The following is a 15,967-nucleotide window of genomic DNA, read 5'->3' on the forward strand; positions in this document are numbered from 1 at the left end:
GCACGAACTTCGGGATGACGGGTTGAGGAGCAGGTTGAGGAGCAGGTTGAGGAGCAGGTTGAGGAGCTGGTTGAGTGGCTTGCCGAATGGCTCCGGGAGTGGCTCTCGCAATGGCGCCTGGAGCAGCGTCAAGTGACAGGCGAGACGGGGAGGCGCTGGCGTTCAAGTGTGGGCTCAAAAGGGCGATCAGAAGAGACAAAGTGCAGCAGTCTGGCGCCTGGTGATGTCCATGGGAGGAGTAGCATGGTCGTCCGGACATTGCCGCATTAGCCATGCGGCCCGGGCCTTGCGGCAGCCAGCGGCGACAATGAAAGCAGGTGTAAGCAGATAAGCGCGAGAACAGCCGGAAGCGTGAATGACGTGTCATGTCCCGGCGGTGTTGTCCGCGTTGCGCCAGCCAACGGCCAGCATCACTGGCGACAGGCGGCCCTTGCGGGGCATCAAGCCATTTTCCTTATGACTGCAGGTGGAGTGAGCGTGCCTCTCGATATCTTGATCAAATTGCTGTCGTCCATCGAAGAGCCGTTGTGGATTCATGACCGCTTCGGCCAACTCGCCTGGACGTCGCCGCGCGCTCGACAGGAAGACAGGGTGCCGGAGCTGCCATCCCCGTTGCCCAAGCAGCCGGAGCCTTGTGGCATCAGCGGCCAGCCCGGTTTCTGGTTGATGGGCATCACTGGCGAGCTGGGTGAATGGCTGCTGGTGCAGAAGGCCAATCTGCCGTGGCGCATGGCGATCTTCGATGCCGAGTGTCTGGTGGCCAACACCTGTGGCTGGCAGGAGCTGTTCGGTACCGAGCGGCCGCGGCTCGAGCCGGTCAGCGAGCGGCGAGTCCGCCTCAAGGCGCCGTTCTCGGGGCTGGCGGAGGCCCGGGCGACCGGGGTGGATGACAAGGTCTTGATCGCCCTGCGCCGCCTGCAGCCCATCAACCTGCTGTCGCGCGATCGCTTCAATGCCCAGATCGATGAACTGCTGCTGGAAGAAAGCGTCGACGGCAGCATCGATGGCGGCATCATCTACCTGTCGCTGACCCACTTGGAAATCATCAACTCGGCGCACGGTGCCGAGCGTATCGATCCGCTGCTGGAGCGGGTGGCAGAAGCCATGTCCCTGCAGTATCGTGACGCCCTGGTCTGCCGCCCGCTGGGCAATGCCTTCGCGCTGTTCTTCGTCGGGGATGAGGCCAGCCTGATCGCGCGTGCCAACGAGCTGTGCGAACGGCTGGTGATGCTGATGCGACTGGATGGCAAGGCCCTGCCGGTCACGGCGCGGGTCGGCATCAGTCTGGCGCCGCAGCACGCGCGGCGTGCCCATCGCCTGATGCATCTGGCCGAACTCGCCATGTTGCACGGGGAATACGATGACATCGATGTCTGCGGCCCCCTGCATGTGTTCTCGCCCGGCGCGCACATGCAGCACCTCAACGACTATCGCCTGACCAGTGACCTGCGCGAGCATCTCGAAGAGCTGGATCTCGCCTTCCAGCCCCAGTTCGACCTCGCCAGTGGCGAGGCCGTCGGCATCGAGGTGCTGGTGCGCTGGGACCACCCCGAGCTTGGCACCATCGGGCCGGGGCGCTTCATCCCGCTGGCGGAGCAGTACGGCTTGATCGGCACCGTCGGCGCGCGGGTGATGGACACGGCCCTCTCGGCGACGCGTGATCTGGTGACGCCGAACGGCAAGCCGCTGTCGGTGGCGATCAATGTCTCTGCTCAGGAATTTCGTGACCCCGGCTTCCCCGAGCGCGTCTCGGAGGCTCTGGCGCGTCATGACTTCGCGCCGGAACGCCTGGAGCTTGAGATCACCGAATCCTCACGCGTGCCGGATCTCGATCGCGTCGTGGAGCGACTCACCGGCCTGATCGAACGCGGCGTGCGCCTGGCGATCGATGATTTCGGCACCGGCTTCGCGTCACTGCTCTACGTGCGCGACCTGCGCGCTTGCCGCCTCAAGGTCGATCAGCGCTTTGTCGGTAGCCTTGACCATGATGCCCGCGACCGCGCCATCGTCTCCCATGCGATCTCGCTGGCCGACAGTCTGGGCATGGAGGTATTGGCGGAGGGTGTCGAGACCGCAGAGCAGGAGCGCCTGCTGGTCGAGATGGGCTGTCATCTGGTGCAGGGCTTCCGCTATGCACGGCCCAAGCGCCTGCCGGAGCTGGTCGAGTGGCTCAAGCGCAAGCCGTCGATCCATCCCTGCCCCTGAGTGTTTCTTTTGAAGGGTGCTAGATGAAGGGCGCTGAAGTGAAAGGCGCTTGAATTGAAAGGGGCCTGAAATGAAAACGCCCGCCACGCAGTGACTCTGCATGGCGGGCGTTTTCATGCTGGGCGTTCGGGTCTGGCAGTGGCCGCGGGAGGTGACGGCGTGCGTTCAGACTCGAGAGCCGTGGCGACGTCTCATTCGCTGCAACCGCTACCGTAGCCGTACATGTTCTCGAAGCCCGGGATGCGCTGCTCCCAGACGGGCGGCGTGCCGACGACCTCCTGCAGGCAATCGCTGAAGCGACGCGTCTTCTGCGGCAGGTACTGGCGGTGCGGGTAGACCAGGTGGATCGAAGGCAGTGGCTTCATCGGCACGTTGGTCAACAGTGGCACCAGCTCGCCGTTCAGGATCTCGTCCTTGATGTTGATCGCGGACACCATGCCATAGCAGGCGCCCGACTTGATGGCGCCGATCAGCACGTCGGCATCATTGACCTTGAGGCGCGAATCCAGCGCCACCTTTTCCTCGACACCGCTCTCGGTACAGACGCGCAGGCGATCAAGAATGAAGCCATCGCGGGAATACACCGCTGCCGGCAGGCCAGACAGATCGGCGGGGGTCTGAGGCATACCGTGACGCTCGATGAAGGCCGGCGAGGCACAGATCAGGTGACGGTGTGCAGCCAGCGGACGCGCGATCAGGTTGGAGTCTTCCAGCTCCGACATGCGAATGGCCAGGTCATAACCGCCGCCGATCAGATCGGTCAGGTGGTCTTCCAGGCGCACTTCCACCTGGGTGTCCGGGTAACGCTCCATGTACAGGCGCACGGCCTGGGCGACATAGGTGCGCCCGAAGTGACTCGGGCTGGTGATCTTCAGGATGCCACGCGGGCCATCCTGATAGGCGCCGGCCACATCGTCGGTATCTTCCAGCACTTCACGCAGACGCAGTGCGTGCTGATGGATCTCGCGCCCCGCATCCGTCAGGGCCAGCGAGCGAGTCGAGCGATTGAACAGGCGAATCTGCAGTTCTTCTTCCAGACGGCTGATCTGCTTGGAGACCACCGAGCGGTTGACCTGACGATGGTCAGCCGCCTTGGAAAAACTCTGTGCTTCTACCACATCGAGAAACAGCAACAAACGGGATGCTTTATCCACGGTCTGACCTCTCGTGATGCCATGGGGAGGGGAACACTCTGCCAGCCATCCGTGAGGCAGTCAGTGCATATAAAGCGACGGTCCAACTTCGGTAGCAGTCGATAATCGGTGACATTGCATGGGTCATCATCACGAATCCAGGTGACGGAAATCCCTGACAAGGTGAGTTTATCACGGTCACTGTTTCCTCTAATACCACGCATCAACGCGTTTCTCGCTCTTCCTGTTGCCGACAATGCATCAAAGACATGTCCCACTGAGCCTATCTGGGGTCCGGCGAAATCCCTAGAATCATCCCTCCAGCGTCACGGAAGTGTTCCGACGCCTTATACCTTCATCCAACCAGCCATGCTCGACATGCTGGGAGTGAGTTCATGTCTTCTTCTATGTCCACCGACGCCTCTGCAACATCGACCCCGCCAACGTCGGAAACGCCGACGACGCGTGAGCTGATGTCACGCCTGTGGCGCAGCACCTTGCCGATGACACTCGGCATCATGGGATTGCTGGGCTTCAACCTGGTCGATGCCGCCTTCGTCTCGCATCTGGGCACCGCACCACTGGCCGCGCAATCCTTCACCTTTCCGCTGACCTTTCTGATCATCGGGGTGCAGGTCGGCATGGGCATCGCGATCGCCGCGATCGTCTCGCGTACCCTGGGCGCCGAGGATGAGGCGCGTGCCCGGCGCTTGGGCGGTGTGGTGCTGCTGGGGTCCGGTGTGTTGATGGCACTGCTGATGCTGCTGTTGTGGGTCATCCGGGTGCCGGCCTTCGAGTTGCTGGGGGCCAATGCCACTGAAATGACGCTGATCGAGGTCTATTGGGGCCCATCTCTGATCGCCAGCTGGCTGGGGGCCATGGCCTATGTGCTCTACAGCCTGTTCCGCGCCCACGGCGACACGCGTCTGCCGGGCGAGATGATGCTGATGACCAGTGTTTTCAACCTGGTGCTGGACCCGCTGCTGATCTTCGGCGCGGGGCCGCTGCCCGGTTTCGGTCTGGCGGGGGCTGCCTGGGCGACCGTGCTCTCCTTCGGGGCCGGGCTTGCCATCACGGCAGTCAAGCTCTCACGCCGTGACTGGATGGAATATCGTGGCCTGTGGGCCGAATGGCAGGCCTCGCGCCGCCAGCTGGCGGGAATCGCGATACCCGCGATTCTGTGCCAGATGATGCCGGCACTCTCCGCGATGCTGGTCACCGCCATCGTCGCGGGACTGGGCCAGACGGAGGTGGCCGCCTGGGGGATCGCCTCACGTTTGGAAACCTTCTCGCTGATCGTGGTGCTGGCCCTGACCATGTCGCTGCCGCCGTGGCTCGGGCGCTGTTATGGCGCCGGCCGTTGGCAGGAAATTCGCCGCCTGATGAACCTGGCCGCCCGCGTGGTAGTGATCTGGCAGCTGGTGCTGGGCATCATCGCGGCAGTGCTGGCGACACCGCTGGCCTATGTGCTGGTGGGCAGTGACGAGGTCTCGGCGGCACTGGCGGTCCTGCTGCCGTGGATGTTGCCCAGCTACTCCTTCCTCGGCATCTGCATGCTGGTCGTGTCGGCTGCCAACGCGCTGGGGTGGCCGCTGCGTGCCACGGCGTTGTCCTTCGTGCGTCTCTTCATCTGCTTCATGCCGGCGGTATGGCTGGGGGCACATCTGGATGGGCTGCGCGGTGTCGCCATCGGCTCGGCGATCGGCAACCTGCTGGCGGGTGTGGTGGCATGGCGCGTCTATCGTCAGGCCCTGGGCGACCGCGGCAAGTCAGTGCGTCGCCATGCCTATGTCGCGACGACCTGATCGCCCGGGGCCTCTTGGCGTTCAGCAAGAGCGCTCCCTTGAGATGTCAGGCGCTATTCAGAAAATTGTGCCTAGAAGACCCTACTGGAGACCTTGTCAGAAGCCCCGTCAGCAGTCCCGCTGAGAAGCACCGAAAGCGGCCATTCCAAAAATGGCCGCTTTTTTGTTTTTTATCACTGCCATGATGCGAAATTTACCTGTTTATTTTCTGATATATGGTCTCATAACAGAATATTAACCGTGGTTTGCGCCTCTATACTGGATGCATTCAGGTCAAGCCACTGCGAGTCGCCTTGTCGACCGGTGTTGGCCTTCATCGTCTTTATTCGCTGCCGAGTGCGCGAATACGCCTGTCATTTGCCGTGGGGCGCGGCTTGCAGTCATGGGGTAGGCCAACATGAAGATTCTTGTACTCGGTAGCGGCGTCGTCGGTGTCACCAGTGCCTATTATCTGGCGCGTCAGGGGCATGAGGTCACTGTCGTCGACCGTCAGGCCAGCCCGGCGATGGAAACCAGCTACGGCAACGCCGGTCAGGTCTCCTTCGGCTTCTCCTCGCCGTGGGCGGCGCCGGGCATTCCGCAGAAAGCCGTCAAGTGGATGTTCCAGGAGCATGCGCCGCTCAAGATCCAGCCGCGCATGGATCCGCAGATGGCCAAGTTCATGGTCAAGATGTTCGCCAACTGCAACGCCGACCGCTATGCCGTCAACAAGGAGCGCATGGTGCGGGTCTCCGAGTACAGCCGCGCCTGCATCAACGCCCTGCGCGAAGAGACCGGGCTGCGCTACGAAGACCGTCAGAAGGGACTGTTGCAGCTGTTTCGTACCCAGGCGCAGGTCGATGCCGTGCAGAGCGACATGAAAGTGCTGGCGGGCTGTGGCGTGCGCCATCAGCTGCTGGACGCCGACGCCTGTGCCACGGTGGAGCCGGCACTGACCCGCGTGCCGGGCAAGTTCATCGCCGGCCTGCACCTGCCGGATGACCAGACCGGCGATTGCCATCTGTTCACCAATCGGCTGGCGGATTACTGCCGCGACACCCTGGGCGTCAATTTCGTCTTCAATACCACCATTCAGCGCATCCAGCGCAGCGGCAGCCGCATCGAGAAGGTCATCACCGACCGTGGCGAGATGAGCGCAGACAGCTACGTGATGTGTCTGGGCAGCTACTCGCCGTTCCTGGCGCGGGATCTGGATCTGGATCTGCCGATCTATCCGGTCAAGGGCTACAGCCTGACCGTGCCGATCATCAATGGCGATGCCGCGCCGCAGTCCACCGTGATGGACGAGACCTTCAAGGTCGCGCTGACACGCTTCGATGACCGTATCCGCGTCGGTGGCACCGCCGAGCTGGCCTCGTTCGATCTTTCCTTGATCGAGAAGCGCCGTGCGACCATCAACATGGTGGTGCGTGATGTGTTCCCGGAAGCCGGTGACTATGCGCGGGCGGAATTCTGGGCCGGCCTGCGTCCGATGACGCCGGATTCCACGCCGATCATCGGTGGCACCAAGTACGACAATCTGTGGTTGAACACCGGACACGGCACCCTGGGCTGGACCATGAGCTGCGGCAGTGCGAGTCTGTTGGCGGACCTGGTGGATGGTCGCAAGCCCTCCATCGATCCCAACGGTCTCAGTCTTGGTCGCTACGCTGCCTGATGCTCAGAGCAGTGTCTGTGTCTGTAACAGTGAGAGTGTCAGTGGCTGCGCCAGGGTCTGCCAGGCAGCGCGTACTGCCGTGTAGTCGTCTTTTTTCGAGTGTCTCTCCGTCAACTGATTGAACAAGGAATTGCGCATGACCAAGCAGATTATCTCTACCGAGTCCGCACCGGCTGCCATCGGCCCGTATTCCCAGGCGGTGCGCACGGGTAATCTGGTGTTCCTATCCGGCCAGATCCCGCTGGACCCGGCGACCATGGAAGTGGTGGAAGGCGGTTTTGAAGCCCAGGCAGACCAGGTATTCCGCAATCTCAAGGCGGTGTGTGAGGCCTCCGGTGGCAGCCTGGATCAACTGGTCAAGGTCAATCTGTTCCTGACCGATCTCAGCAACTTCGCCGTGGTCAACACGCTGATGGAGCAGTACTTCAGCCAGCCGTATCCGGCGCGCGCGGCCGTCGGCGTCAAGGAGCTGCCCAAGGGCGTGCTGTTTGAAGCAGAAGGTGTACTGACACTCTCCTGATCGCTCGTCGATTGTCGGACTGAACGAGCGGCCGCACTGAACGAACGACTGGCGCGAATCGATGCCTTGTCTCTCACTCCCCTCGCTGATTCATCAGCGGGGGGAGTGTCGTTTCAGGGGGTCGTGACGTCCTGCAGGCAGCTTGAGCGTGACATTTGGTGCCAGCATGATTAGCGTAAGGCTAAATGAGCCAGCGACCAGCGCTGACTCTCGGAGCATCGCGGACGAACCCTTCAAGGAGCAACATCATGGCGCAGTCAGACACAGGCACCCGTGAACCCGGCATACGGCTGCGTCAGCTGGAAATGCTGTGGGCGGTGATCGAGTGTGGCTCGATGAAAGGCGGTGCCGCACAACTGGGGATCAGCGTGCCGGTGGTCTCGCGGGGCTTGGCACAACTCGAGCAGACGCTGGGCTATTCGTTGTTTCTGCGCGAGGGTGGCAAGCTGGTGCCGACCCCGGAAGCCGAGCGCCTGACACCATCACTCGCCCGGATGTTCAGCGCTCAATCCGAGCTCAGGCGACTGGCCTTCGGGCCGGGCAGCGGCAAGCGTCCTCGTCTCGTGCTGGCGGTCACACCTGGTCTGGAGGCCTTCAGTGCCGGTTGGCTGACACGCATCGCGGCCAGTGAAGCCTTGAGTGAGTGGCTGCCAAGCCTGGAAGTGCTCGAAGTGTCACAGCATGATCTCGCCATCCGCGAGGGGCGGGTCGCGATGGCGGTGAGCCTGGAAGCACCGCCGGAGCCACAGGGCGGCAAGCGTGCAAAGACGGCAGCGGCACGCGCCCGCGAGCTCAAGGCCAGCCTGCGTCAGCGAGCGCGCGAGGAGACGACACTCATCGAAGGCGATGACGACGAGGCAAAGCCTACCGCCAAGGCTGCCATGCCCGAACTGGGGGATACGCCGGAGCTGCCGTTTGACGTCGAGGATGATGCGCACAATGCCGAAGGGGCCGCTTCCCGGAGCGGGACAGGTGAAGAGGCCAGTGACGAGGCGCAAGCCGAGGCACCGCCCGCGCTGAAGCTGCCCTTGATGCTGCTGTGGCCCTCACGCTGGCCGCTGCTGGACAAGCCGCTGACCCTTGCACGCCTCAATGAACGCCCCTTCGTCGATCTGCCGGAAACCATCAGTCAGGGGCGCTTGATTCGTGGACTGCTCAAGCGTGAGCGCGTGACGCCAGCGAGTCTGCTGGAAGTCGCCACGCCGGCCAGCGCCGGGCGTCTGGCGCGTGCGGGCAGTGCCGCCACCATCATTGATGCGCTGTCAGCGCTGCAGGTGCTCGAGGATGCCAGAGGTGACCTGATCGGCCTGCCGCTCTCGATGCGCAGCGAGCGCTATCTGGAGCTCAAGTGGCAGTTGCCGACGGCCGAGGAAGGGGAATCGCTGCACGCGGTGCAGGCCCTGCTGATCAGTCTGCTCGAAGAGGAGGTGGCGGCGAGTCTTGCTCGCTTGCCGCTGGCGGACGAGGAAGGCTGATGGTGCAGGCGCCTGGCGGAAGCCTTGCCTCAGAGTAGAGAGCAGATCAGACAACAGGCCGGACAACCGACCATTCAAGAAAAACCCCGCCGATTGGCGGGGTTTTTCTTGTCTTTCACGACAGCGCTCGCTCGGGCTCAGCCCTTGACGACGGTCGCGATGGCCTTGGCCACGTAGGGCAGGTTCTCGGTGGAGAAGCCGGCCACGTTGGCACGCCCGGAGCGCACCATGTAGATGCCGAACTCGTCACGCAGGCGATCGACCTGTTCCGGCGAAAGGCCGGTGTAGGAGAACATGCCACGCTGCTCGGCGATGAAGGCGAACTGCTCGTCCAGACCATACGGCTTGAGCGCCTCGACGAAGTCACGACGCAGGCCGTTGATGCGCTCACGCATCTCGGTCAGCTCGCTTTGCCACTCGCCGCGCAGGGTGTCGTCCTCGAGGATGTCAATGACCACCGCACCGCCATGAGCCGGCGGATTGGAGTAGTTCTCGCGCGCGGTGATCGCGGCCTGGGAGCGCACGTCGAGCATGCTCTCCTCGTCCTTTGCGATCAGGATCAGGCAACCGGTGCGCTCGCAGTAGATGCCGAAGTTCTTGGAGCAGGAGCTGGTGATGATGGCTTCATCGACATTCTCGGCCAGCAGGCGCACGCCGTAGGCGTCTTCTTCCAGGCCGTCACCGAAGCCCTGGTAGGCGAAGTCGATCAGCGGCAGCAGCTTGCGCGTCTGGACGACTTCCAGTACCTGGTCCCACTGCTCGCGGCTCAGATCGAAACCGGTCGGGTTGTGGCAGCAGGCGTGCAGCAGTACCACGTCACCTTCCGGGATGGTCTTGAGCGTCGTCAGCATGCCGTCGAAGTCGAGGCGGTTGTTCTCGTCGACATACGGGTAGCTGTGGCGCGTGACGCCAGCGGCGTCGAAGATGCCCAGGTGGTTCGGCCAGGTCGGGGTGGACAGCCAGATATCACGGCCCTTGAGGTTGCTGGCGATGAAGTCCGCGGCCAGACGCAGGGCACCGGTACCGCCGGGCGCCTGGGTGGCGCTGGCGCGATTGGCGGCCAGCACCGGCGACTCTGCGCCCAGCACCATCGGCAGTACGACCTTGCCGAAGCGCGGGTCGCCGTGAGAACCGATGTAGGTCTTGGTGGCCTCGCTCTCGACCAGGCGGCTCTCGGCCTGCTTGACCGCACGCATGACCGGCGTATTGCCGTTGGCATCGCGATAGACGCCCACGCCGAGGTCGACCTTCTGCGGGTTGGTGTCCTTGTTGAAGGCTTCGATCAGGCCGAGGATGGCATCCCCGGGTACACGCGCAATCTGCTCGAACATCTTATTTCGCTACCTCGTCGGTTCTGGCGGCCATGATGAAATCGTTCTTGTGCAGACCCTTCATCTCGTGGGACCACCAGGTCACGGTGACCTTGCCCCACTCGGTGAGAAGTGCCGGGTGGTGCCCGACTTCCTCGGCAATCTCGCCTACGCGATTGGTGAATGCCAGTGCCTGCTTGAAGTTGCGGAACGTGAAGCACCGTTCCAGTTGCATGATGCCATCGCGATTGAGCAACTGCCACTCGGGAATGGCGGTCTTGAGCGTCTCGATGTCGCTATCGCTGACCTTGGGCGCATCGAAGCTGCAGGCTTCACAGGACTGTCTGGCGAGTTCGGTCATGTCACTATCTCCGGCTTGAGGAAAGAGGGGGCTGGTGAAAAGGCGTACCCCTTGGGGCAAGGGCGTCTGTGCGATCAGCGCCGGTGCGATCAACGTCTGTGCGATCAACGTGGTGCGAAGCGCGGCGTCTTGAGGCCGAGAGCCATGGCCTCGTGGACCAGCGCCATGATGTCGCGACTGGCGAGTTCATGCAGGTCGTCCAGTGACTCAAGGACATAGTAGAGCGGCTGCAGGATGTCGATGCGATACGGGGTGCGCAGTGCCTCGACGGCATCGAAGGGCAGATGCGCGGGGCGCTCGAGACTGTCCGCAAGCTCACCCAGGGCATAGCGGGTCTCGCGCGGCGAGGAGATGATGCCGCCGCCGTAGAGGCGCAGGGCGCGACTGCCATCGGGTTGAGTCTCGCGCAGCATGCCGAATTCCACCGTCATCCAGTAGAGGCGGGCCAGATAGACGCGCTCTTCCTTGCTGGCGGCGAGACCAAGGCGTCCGTAGGTGGCGGTGAACTCGGCGAAGGCGGGGTGGGTGAGCATCGGGCAGTGGCCGAAGATCTCGTGGAAGATGTCCGGCTCCTGCAGGTAGTCGAGTTCTTGCGGGGAGCGGATGAAGGTGGCGACCGGGAAACGCCGCTCGGCGAGCAGCTCGAAGAAGCGCGTGAAGGGGATCAGGGCCGGCACGCGAGCGGTTCGCCAGCCGGTGGCGGCCTCGAGGACACGATCGATCTCGCCAAGCTGGGGGATGCGGTCCTCCGGCAGGGCAAGGCGCTCGAGCCCTTGCCGATACTCGCGGCAGACACGCCCCTCGACCAGCGCCATCTGGCGCGCCATCAGTGTCTGCCAGGTGGCGTTTTCCTGATCGCTGTAATGGATCCGGCCCCGGGCATCCGGCTCATGGGCCATGTAGCGGGTGCCCTTGGCCTTGGCTTGCGAGCCGGGCTGAGCTTTTTGGGATGTCTGTGGCCAATGACGACCCTGCGGTGCGTTCATGCAACCTCCCCAACCAGATGGCGGCGCTGCCGAGCAGGCTGCCGTGTTGTCATTATGGCGTACATGCCAGTCCTTGCATGTCGATGACAACGCTAGGCCTTGTCGGGTGGCGTTGACCAGTGGTCAGGCGTGGCTCTGCGCCGCAGATAACGCTGCGTTGGCGCGTGTCTTGTCACATAATTGTGACACTGGAGCGGTAATCGGGCGCATCCTGTGCCATTCGGGCGTTCGTGCACTGCTGTGTCGCCGTATTTTGTAAGGAATGCTTTACGACGTTTTGATAATGCTTACGTTAACGTCACTCAGCCGCCCGTCGCGAAGCTGTCCGTCACTCGAGCGGCGCCGCCAGGCCGGCGACACCATTTCGATGACAATCCAACAAGAATTCCAACGACAATGCCAACAAGAATTCCAACGACAATGCCGAGAACGCCATGCGCCTCAAACTGACCTGCCAGAATCGAATCGGGATTCTGCGCGACATCCTGGCCCCCTTTGCCGATTATGGCCTCAACGTGCTGCGCGGTGAGGTCGGCGGAGAGGCCAACAACTCCATCTATCTGCATGTGCCCAACATGCTGCGCATGCAGCTCTCGACCCTGAAGCCGACCCTCGAGGAGATTCCCGGGGTCTTCAAGGTCAGTCGCGTCAGTCTGATGCCCACCGAGCGACGCCATCTGGAGCTCAATGCACTGCTGTCATCGCTGTCAGACCCGGTGATGTCCATCGACATGGATGGGCGCGTGGTGGCGGCCAATCGCGCGGCGGGCAAGTTGCTCGGGGTGCGCATCGATGAGGTGCCAGGGCTGGCGCTGACGCGTCATGTCCAGGATGTCGACCTGCCGGAGCTGATCCGGCGCAACAATGCCCGCGTCAATGGCCTGCGCCTGCGGGTGGGGGAGGAGACCTTCCTCGCCGATATCGCGCCACTGCATACCGAGAACGAGGATGTCGCCTCGCTGGCGGGCGCCGTGGTCACCCTGCATCGTGCAGACCGCCTGGGCTCGCGTATCTATCAGATCCAGCGCACCGAGGTGCGTGGCTTCGAAGCGATATTCCAGGCGAGCCGTCAGCTGTCGGCGGTGGTCAAGGAGGCTCGCCGCATGGCACCGCTGGATGCGCCGCTCTTGATCGAGGGCGAGACCGGCACCGGCAAGGAGCTGCTGGCGCGTGCCTGCCATCTGGCAAGCCCTCGCGGCCAGGCCCCCTTCATGGCGCTCAATTGCGCGGGGCTGCCGGAATCGATGGCCGAGACGGAGCTGTTCGGTTATGCCCCGGGTGCCTTCGAGGGCGCGCGGCCGGAGGGCAAGCTGGGCCTGCTGGAGCTGACCAGCGGCGGCACCATCTTCCTGGATGAGGTCGGCGAGATGAGTCCGCGCATGCAGGTCAAGCTGCTGCGCTTTTTGCAGGACGGCGGTTTCCGGCGCGTCGGCAGCGATGAGGAAACCTTCCTCGATGTGCGCGTGATCTGCGCCACTCAACAGGACCTGCCGGCACTGTGCAGCGAAGGGCGCTTCCGCCACGATCTCTTCCATCGCCTCAATGTGCTGTGTGTGCAGATACCGCCGCTCAGGGAATGTCTGGATGGGCTCGAGGAGCTGGCGCGGCATTTCCTCGAGCGGGCGGTGCGTCAGATCGGCGCTCGCGTACGGGATATCTCGCCCGAGGCCATGGCGCGCCTGCAGGGCTATCACTGGCCGGGCAACGTGCGTCAGCTGGAGAACGTGCTGTTCCAGGCCGTCTCGCTGTGCGATGGCGAGGTGATCGAGGCGCAGCATCTGCGTCTGACCGGTGAGGCGCGTGATGAGGGGCTGGACAACATCGACCTGACCGGCAGTCTGGGCGATATCCATGACGAGGTCGAACGGCGCATCCTGGCGCATCTCTACCCCGAGTATCCGTCCAGCCGATTGCTGGCCAAGCGTCTGGGGGTCTCACATACCACCATCGCCAACAAGCTCAAGCGTCACGGCATCGCACAGGAGTGACCCGCGGCGCAGGTGATGGCGGGAGAGAAGAGGCAACAGGGCGAGAGGAAAGCAGACGAGCAGCAAAAGAAGAAAGAGGAGAAGGGGAAGAAGACAAGTCAGAAGACAGGCAAGAAGACAGAGACGTAGAGGCGCTTGAATGCGTGTTTGAATATCGGAATTGGTGAATTGTTTTGCTCGCTAATAAAGGGTATGATTCTCATATTGTTAGCAAGCTAATATAGATGGCGTCTGATATCGCCGGCAACAGCCGCCCTGACGCTGCACCAATCAAGGCTCTCGTGGGTCTCCGCTCAGCACCGATGAGGGGGAGTGTCATGGGAGCCTTCATGTCGAGAGATGATACATGAACGCACATTCTCCGGGGACGGATTCGACACAGGAAATCCCGTTTCACGAGCAGATCAAGCCCTCGCTGGGTGGCCAGGTCGGTCGGGTCCACCGTCTATGGCGCACCGCCATCACTAGCGCGGTGCGTAGCCTGGACATGACGGAATCGCGCTGGACGGTCATGGTTCATCTGGAAAAGCTCGGCGAGGGCTGTACCCAACAGATGCTGGCCAGTGAGCTGGGCATCGAGATGCCGTCGCTGACGCGCACCCTCAACCAGCTCGAGGCTCAGCAGTTGATTGCGCGCGTGCCGCACGAGACCGACAAGCGGGCGCGTTGCCTGTGGTTCACCGAGCAAGGCCGCCAGTGCCTGACCCAGTTGACGGAGCGCATCGAGCGAGTGCGTGCCGAGCTGTACGTCGGCTTCGATGACGAAGCGCTCAATGCCTTCGCCCGCACTCTGCTCCAGTTTGAAGACAATGCCAGCGCCAGCATCGCGCGCTCGCAGGCTGAATATCAGCGGAGTCGTCAGGGGGGACATCCGATCAGCGCTTTCGGCGCTGGTCGCGGTCTGCAGCGCGATGCTGCTGATCTACCTGATGCATGCGCTGCTCAATCGCTTCGCGGCGACGCGTCTGATTCGCCCCGCCGCTTGAGACAGTCGTCGCCGGTCGAGATTGTCGGCGCTCCGCAGGCGGTGGATCAGCGTGGCGCGTCGTAGCGCCCTGCGGTGCCGTGGGTGAACACCACCTGCCACAGCTGAAGCTGGCGGGCGCGGAAGGCGCCTGCGCAGGCGCCGAGATAGTACTCGAACATGCGCTTGTCGCGCGGTGAGTAGGTATCGGCCAGCTCGTGCCAGTGCTGGTCGAGATTGGCGCGCCACGCCATCAATGTCGGGTCATAGTCGGCGCCGAAGTTGTGCCAGTCCTCCATCACCAGATGCGCTTCGCTGGCGCGTACCAGCTGACTGGCGCTGGGCAGCACGCCATTGGGGAAGATATAGCGGTTGACCCAGGGGTCGGCCGAGATATCGCTCTGGTTGGAGCCGATGGTGTGCAGCACGAAGCGTCCGCCGGGCCGCAGCAGGTGCGCGGCATGGGCAAAGTAGGTGGCGTAGTTCTTGTGGCCGACGTGTTCGAACATGCCAATCGAGGCGATGGCATCAAAGCTTCCCACCGTGCGCCGGAAGTCAGGGTCGCGATAGTCCTTGAGCAGGATTTCCACCGGTAGCCCTGCGCAATGCTCACGCGCCAGCGCGGCCTGTTCGGCGGAGATGGTGATGCCGACGACCTCCACGCCGTAATGGCGCGCGGCGTAGGCGGCAAGGCTCCCCCAGCCACAGCCGATATCCAGCAGGCGCATGCCGGGCGCCAGCCCCAGCTTGCGACACACCAGATCCAGCTTGGCCTGTTGCGCCTTGCCCAGGTTCTCCGCACTCACCGGCAGGTCTTTCCAGTAGCCGCAGCTGTAGCACAGGGTGTCATCCAGCATGCGCGTGAAGAGGTCATTGCCGAAGTCATAATGCACCTTGCCGACCACGCCGGCGCGGCGGCGGCTCTGCAGGTTGATCACCCCGGCCTGCAGGCGATAGGCGATGCGCTCGCTGGTGGTGTGGGCGCGGCTGCCCAGGCCATGTCGCAGCAGGCGACAGATCATCTCGTCGATCTGGTCGCAGTCCCACCAGCCTTCCATATAAGCCTCGCCCAGTCCCAGGCTGCCTTGCTGCAGTACCCGCCGGAAGAGGTCCGGATGGCGAACGCGAATGTCCCAGGGATCGGGCCCGTTGAGCCTGACGCCGGAACCTGCCAGCAGATGTTCGACGGTGCGTCGATGACGGGTGTCGGGGAGTGCAACGGGGGCCAGGCGTTGTTCGATACTCATGGAAAAGCCTCCTTGACGGCGCGCGGGCGCAGAGAGTCCTGATGGGTTCGTCATGGCGTATGGCAGTGATCGACAGTCCCCGAGCGATAGGGCTGTCGAACGTCTCGCATGGCAATGCGCGAGGTTCATGCTGCGAGGTTGCAGGGTCAGCGTCCGAGTCGCCACTGTCGTGCCACCCGGGCGGCGGGGGCTCTCTCTTCACCAGTTTCACATGGCGATCAGGGGCAGCGCTGGGACAGCTTTCGTCTCAGCATAGTCAAGAGTCGTCTAATGCGGTGACGCAATTGACTGATTTGTGGAGCAACCGATGGTTGCG

12 protein-coding genes are annotated in these 15,967 nt (G+C 63.0%); 7 read left to right on the forward strand and 5 right to left on the reverse strand.

Annotation, left to right across the window (positions count from 1 at the left end; translation table 11 throughout):
- The first annotated feature begins 477 nt into the window (after positions 1 to 477).
- Positions 478 to 2,205: a putative bifunctional diguanylate cyclase/phosphodiesterase gene (locus tag IZU87_RS05940; protein WP_213113980.1), complete on the forward strand. Its 1,728-nt coding sequence runs from the start codon at positions 478 to 480 to the stop codon at positions 2,203 to 2,205.
- Positions 2,206 to 2,396: 191 nt separating this feature from the next.
- Here the strand turns inward: IZU87_RS05940 and IZU87_RS05945 are convergent, their stop codons facing one another.
- Positions 2,397 to 3,359: a LysR family transcriptional regulator gene (locus tag IZU87_RS05945; RefSeq protein ID WP_043331288.1), complete on the reverse strand. Its 963-nt coding sequence runs from the start codon at positions 3,357 to 3,359 to the stop codon at positions 2,397 to 2,399.
- Between the two features lie 452 nt (positions 3,360 to 3,811).
- Between IZU87_RS05945 and IZU87_RS05950 the strand changes: the two genes are divergently transcribed.
- The 4 genes from IZU87_RS05950 (at position 3,812) to IZU87_RS05965 (ending at position 8,795) form a co-directional block, all read left to right on the forward strand.
- The gene (locus IZU87_RS05950; RefSeq protein ID WP_213114015.1) at positions 3,812 to 5,143 is read left to right on the forward strand and encodes an MATE family efflux transporter; all 1,332 of its coding nucleotides are present in this window, start codon (positions 3,812 to 3,814) and stop codon (positions 5,141 to 5,143) included.
- A 397-nt stretch (positions 5,144 to 5,540) separates the two neighbouring features.
- Positions 5,541 to 6,800, forward strand: a complete 1,260-nt coding sequence (locus tag IZU87_RS05955) for a D-amino acid dehydrogenase (protein ID WP_213113981.1) — start codon at positions 5,541 to 5,543, stop codon at positions 6,798 to 6,800.
- A gap of 136 nt (positions 6,801 to 6,936) precedes the next feature.
- Complete coding sequence (locus tag IZU87_RS05960) at positions 6,937 to 7,320, forward strand: RidA family protein (RefSeq protein WP_213113982.1); 384 nt, start codon at positions 6,937 to 6,939, stop codon at positions 7,318 to 7,320.
- A 248-nt stretch (positions 7,321 to 7,568) separates the two neighbouring features.
- Positions 7,569 to 8,795 (forward strand): LysR family transcriptional regulator, encoded by a 1,227-nt coding sequence (locus IZU87_RS05965; protein WP_213113983.1) that lies wholly within the window; start codon positions 7,569 to 7,571, stop codon positions 8,793 to 8,795.
- A 137-nt stretch (positions 8,796 to 8,932) separates the two neighbouring features.
- On the opposite strand, the gene IZU87_RS05970 is transcribed toward IZU87_RS05965, so the two are convergent.
- From IZU87_RS05970 to phhA, 3 genes are all read right to left on the reverse strand, one after another.
- Positions 8,933 to 10,126, reverse strand: a complete 1,194-nt coding sequence (locus IZU87_RS05970; protein WP_213113984.1) for an amino acid aminotransferase — start codon at positions 10,124 to 10,126, stop codon at positions 8,933 to 8,935.
- Position 10,127: 1 nt separating this feature from the next.
- Complete coding sequence (locus IZU87_RS05975) at positions 10,128 to 10,466, reverse strand: 4a-hydroxytetrahydrobiopterin dehydratase (protein WP_054555480.1); 339 nt, start codon at positions 10,464 to 10,466, stop codon at positions 10,128 to 10,130.
- A gap of 104 nt (positions 10,467 to 10,570) precedes the next feature.
- Positions 10,571 to 11,365 carry a phenylalanine 4-monooxygenase gene (gene phhA, locus IZU87_RS05980; protein ID WP_249330463.1) on the reverse strand — a complete coding sequence of 265 codons (795 nt, stop codon included), beginning with the start codon at positions 11,363 to 11,365 and terminating at the stop codon, positions 10,571 to 10,573.
- Between the two features lie 521 nt (positions 11,366 to 11,886).
- Between phhA and IZU87_RS05985 the strand changes: the two genes are divergently transcribed.
- Positions 11,887 to 13,440: a sigma-54-dependent transcriptional regulator gene (locus tag IZU87_RS05985; RefSeq protein WP_043331281.1), complete on the forward strand. Its 1,554-nt coding sequence runs from the start codon at positions 11,887 to 11,889 to the stop codon at positions 13,438 to 13,440.
- 346 nt (positions 13,441 to 13,786) lie between these two features.
- Positions 13,787 to 14,491 carry a MarR family winged helix-turn-helix transcriptional regulator gene (locus IZU87_RS05990; protein WP_213113986.1) on the forward strand — a complete coding sequence of 235 codons (705 nt, stop codon included), beginning with the start codon at positions 13,787 to 13,789 and terminating at the stop codon, positions 14,489 to 14,491.
- Here the strand turns inward: IZU87_RS05990 and cfa are convergent.
- A complete protein-coding gene (gene cfa / locus IZU87_RS05995; RefSeq protein ID WP_054555479.1) occupies positions 14,473 to 15,651 on the reverse strand; it encodes a cyclopropane fatty acyl phospholipid synthase in 1,179 nt (392 codons plus the stop codon). The two genes, IZU87_RS05990 and cfa, sit on opposite strands and share 19 nt — an antisense overlap.
- Positions 15,652 to 15,967: the final 316 nt, after the last annotated feature.

The sequence above is a fragment of the Cobetia sp. MC34 genome, from assembly GCF_018340035.1.
GTDB lineage: Bacteria > Pseudomonadota > Gammaproteobacteria > Pseudomonadales > Halomonadaceae > Cobetia > Cobetia amphilecti.

Bases quoted from the DNA above. Each gene is read 5' to 3' on its own strand.
- IZU87_RS05950 (WP_213114015.1), top strand. From the start codon at position 3,812: ATGTCACGCCTGTGGCGCAGCACCTTGCCGATGACACTCGGCATCATG.
- IZU87_RS05955 (WP_213113981.1), top strand. From the start codon at position 5,541: ATGAAGATTCTTGTACTCGGTAGCGGCGTCGTCGGTGTCACCAGTGCC.
- IZU87_RS05960 (WP_213113982.1), top strand. From the start codon at position 6,937: ATGACCAAGCAGATTATCTCTACCGAGTCCGCACCGGCTGCCATCGGC.
- IZU87_RS05965 (WP_213113983.1), top strand. From the start codon at position 7,569: ATGGCGCAGTCAGACACAGGCACCCGTGAACCCGGCATACGGCTGCGT.
- IZU87_RS05970 (WP_213113984.1), bottom strand. From the start codon at position 10,126: ATGTTCGAGCAGATTGCGCGTGTACCCGGGGATGCCATCCTCGGCCTG.
- IZU87_RS05975 (WP_054555480.1), bottom strand. From the start codon at position 10,466: ATGACCGAACTCGCCAGACAGTCCTGTGAAGCCTGCAGCTTCGATGCG.
- phhA (WP_249330463.1), bottom strand. From the start codon at position 11,365: ATGGCCCATGAGCCGGATGCCCGGGGCCGGATCCATTACAGCGATCAG.
- IZU87_RS05985 (WP_043331281.1), top strand. From the start codon at position 11,887: ATGCGCCTCAAACTGACCTGCCAGAATCGAATCGGGATTCTGCGCGAC.
- IZU87_RS05990 (WP_213113986.1), top strand. From the start codon at position 13,787: ATGAACGCACATTCTCCGGGGACGGATTCGACACAGGAAATCCCGTTT.
- cfa (WP_054555479.1), bottom strand. From the start codon at position 15,651: ATGAGTATCGAACAACGCCTGGCCCCCGTTGCACTCCCCGACACCCGT.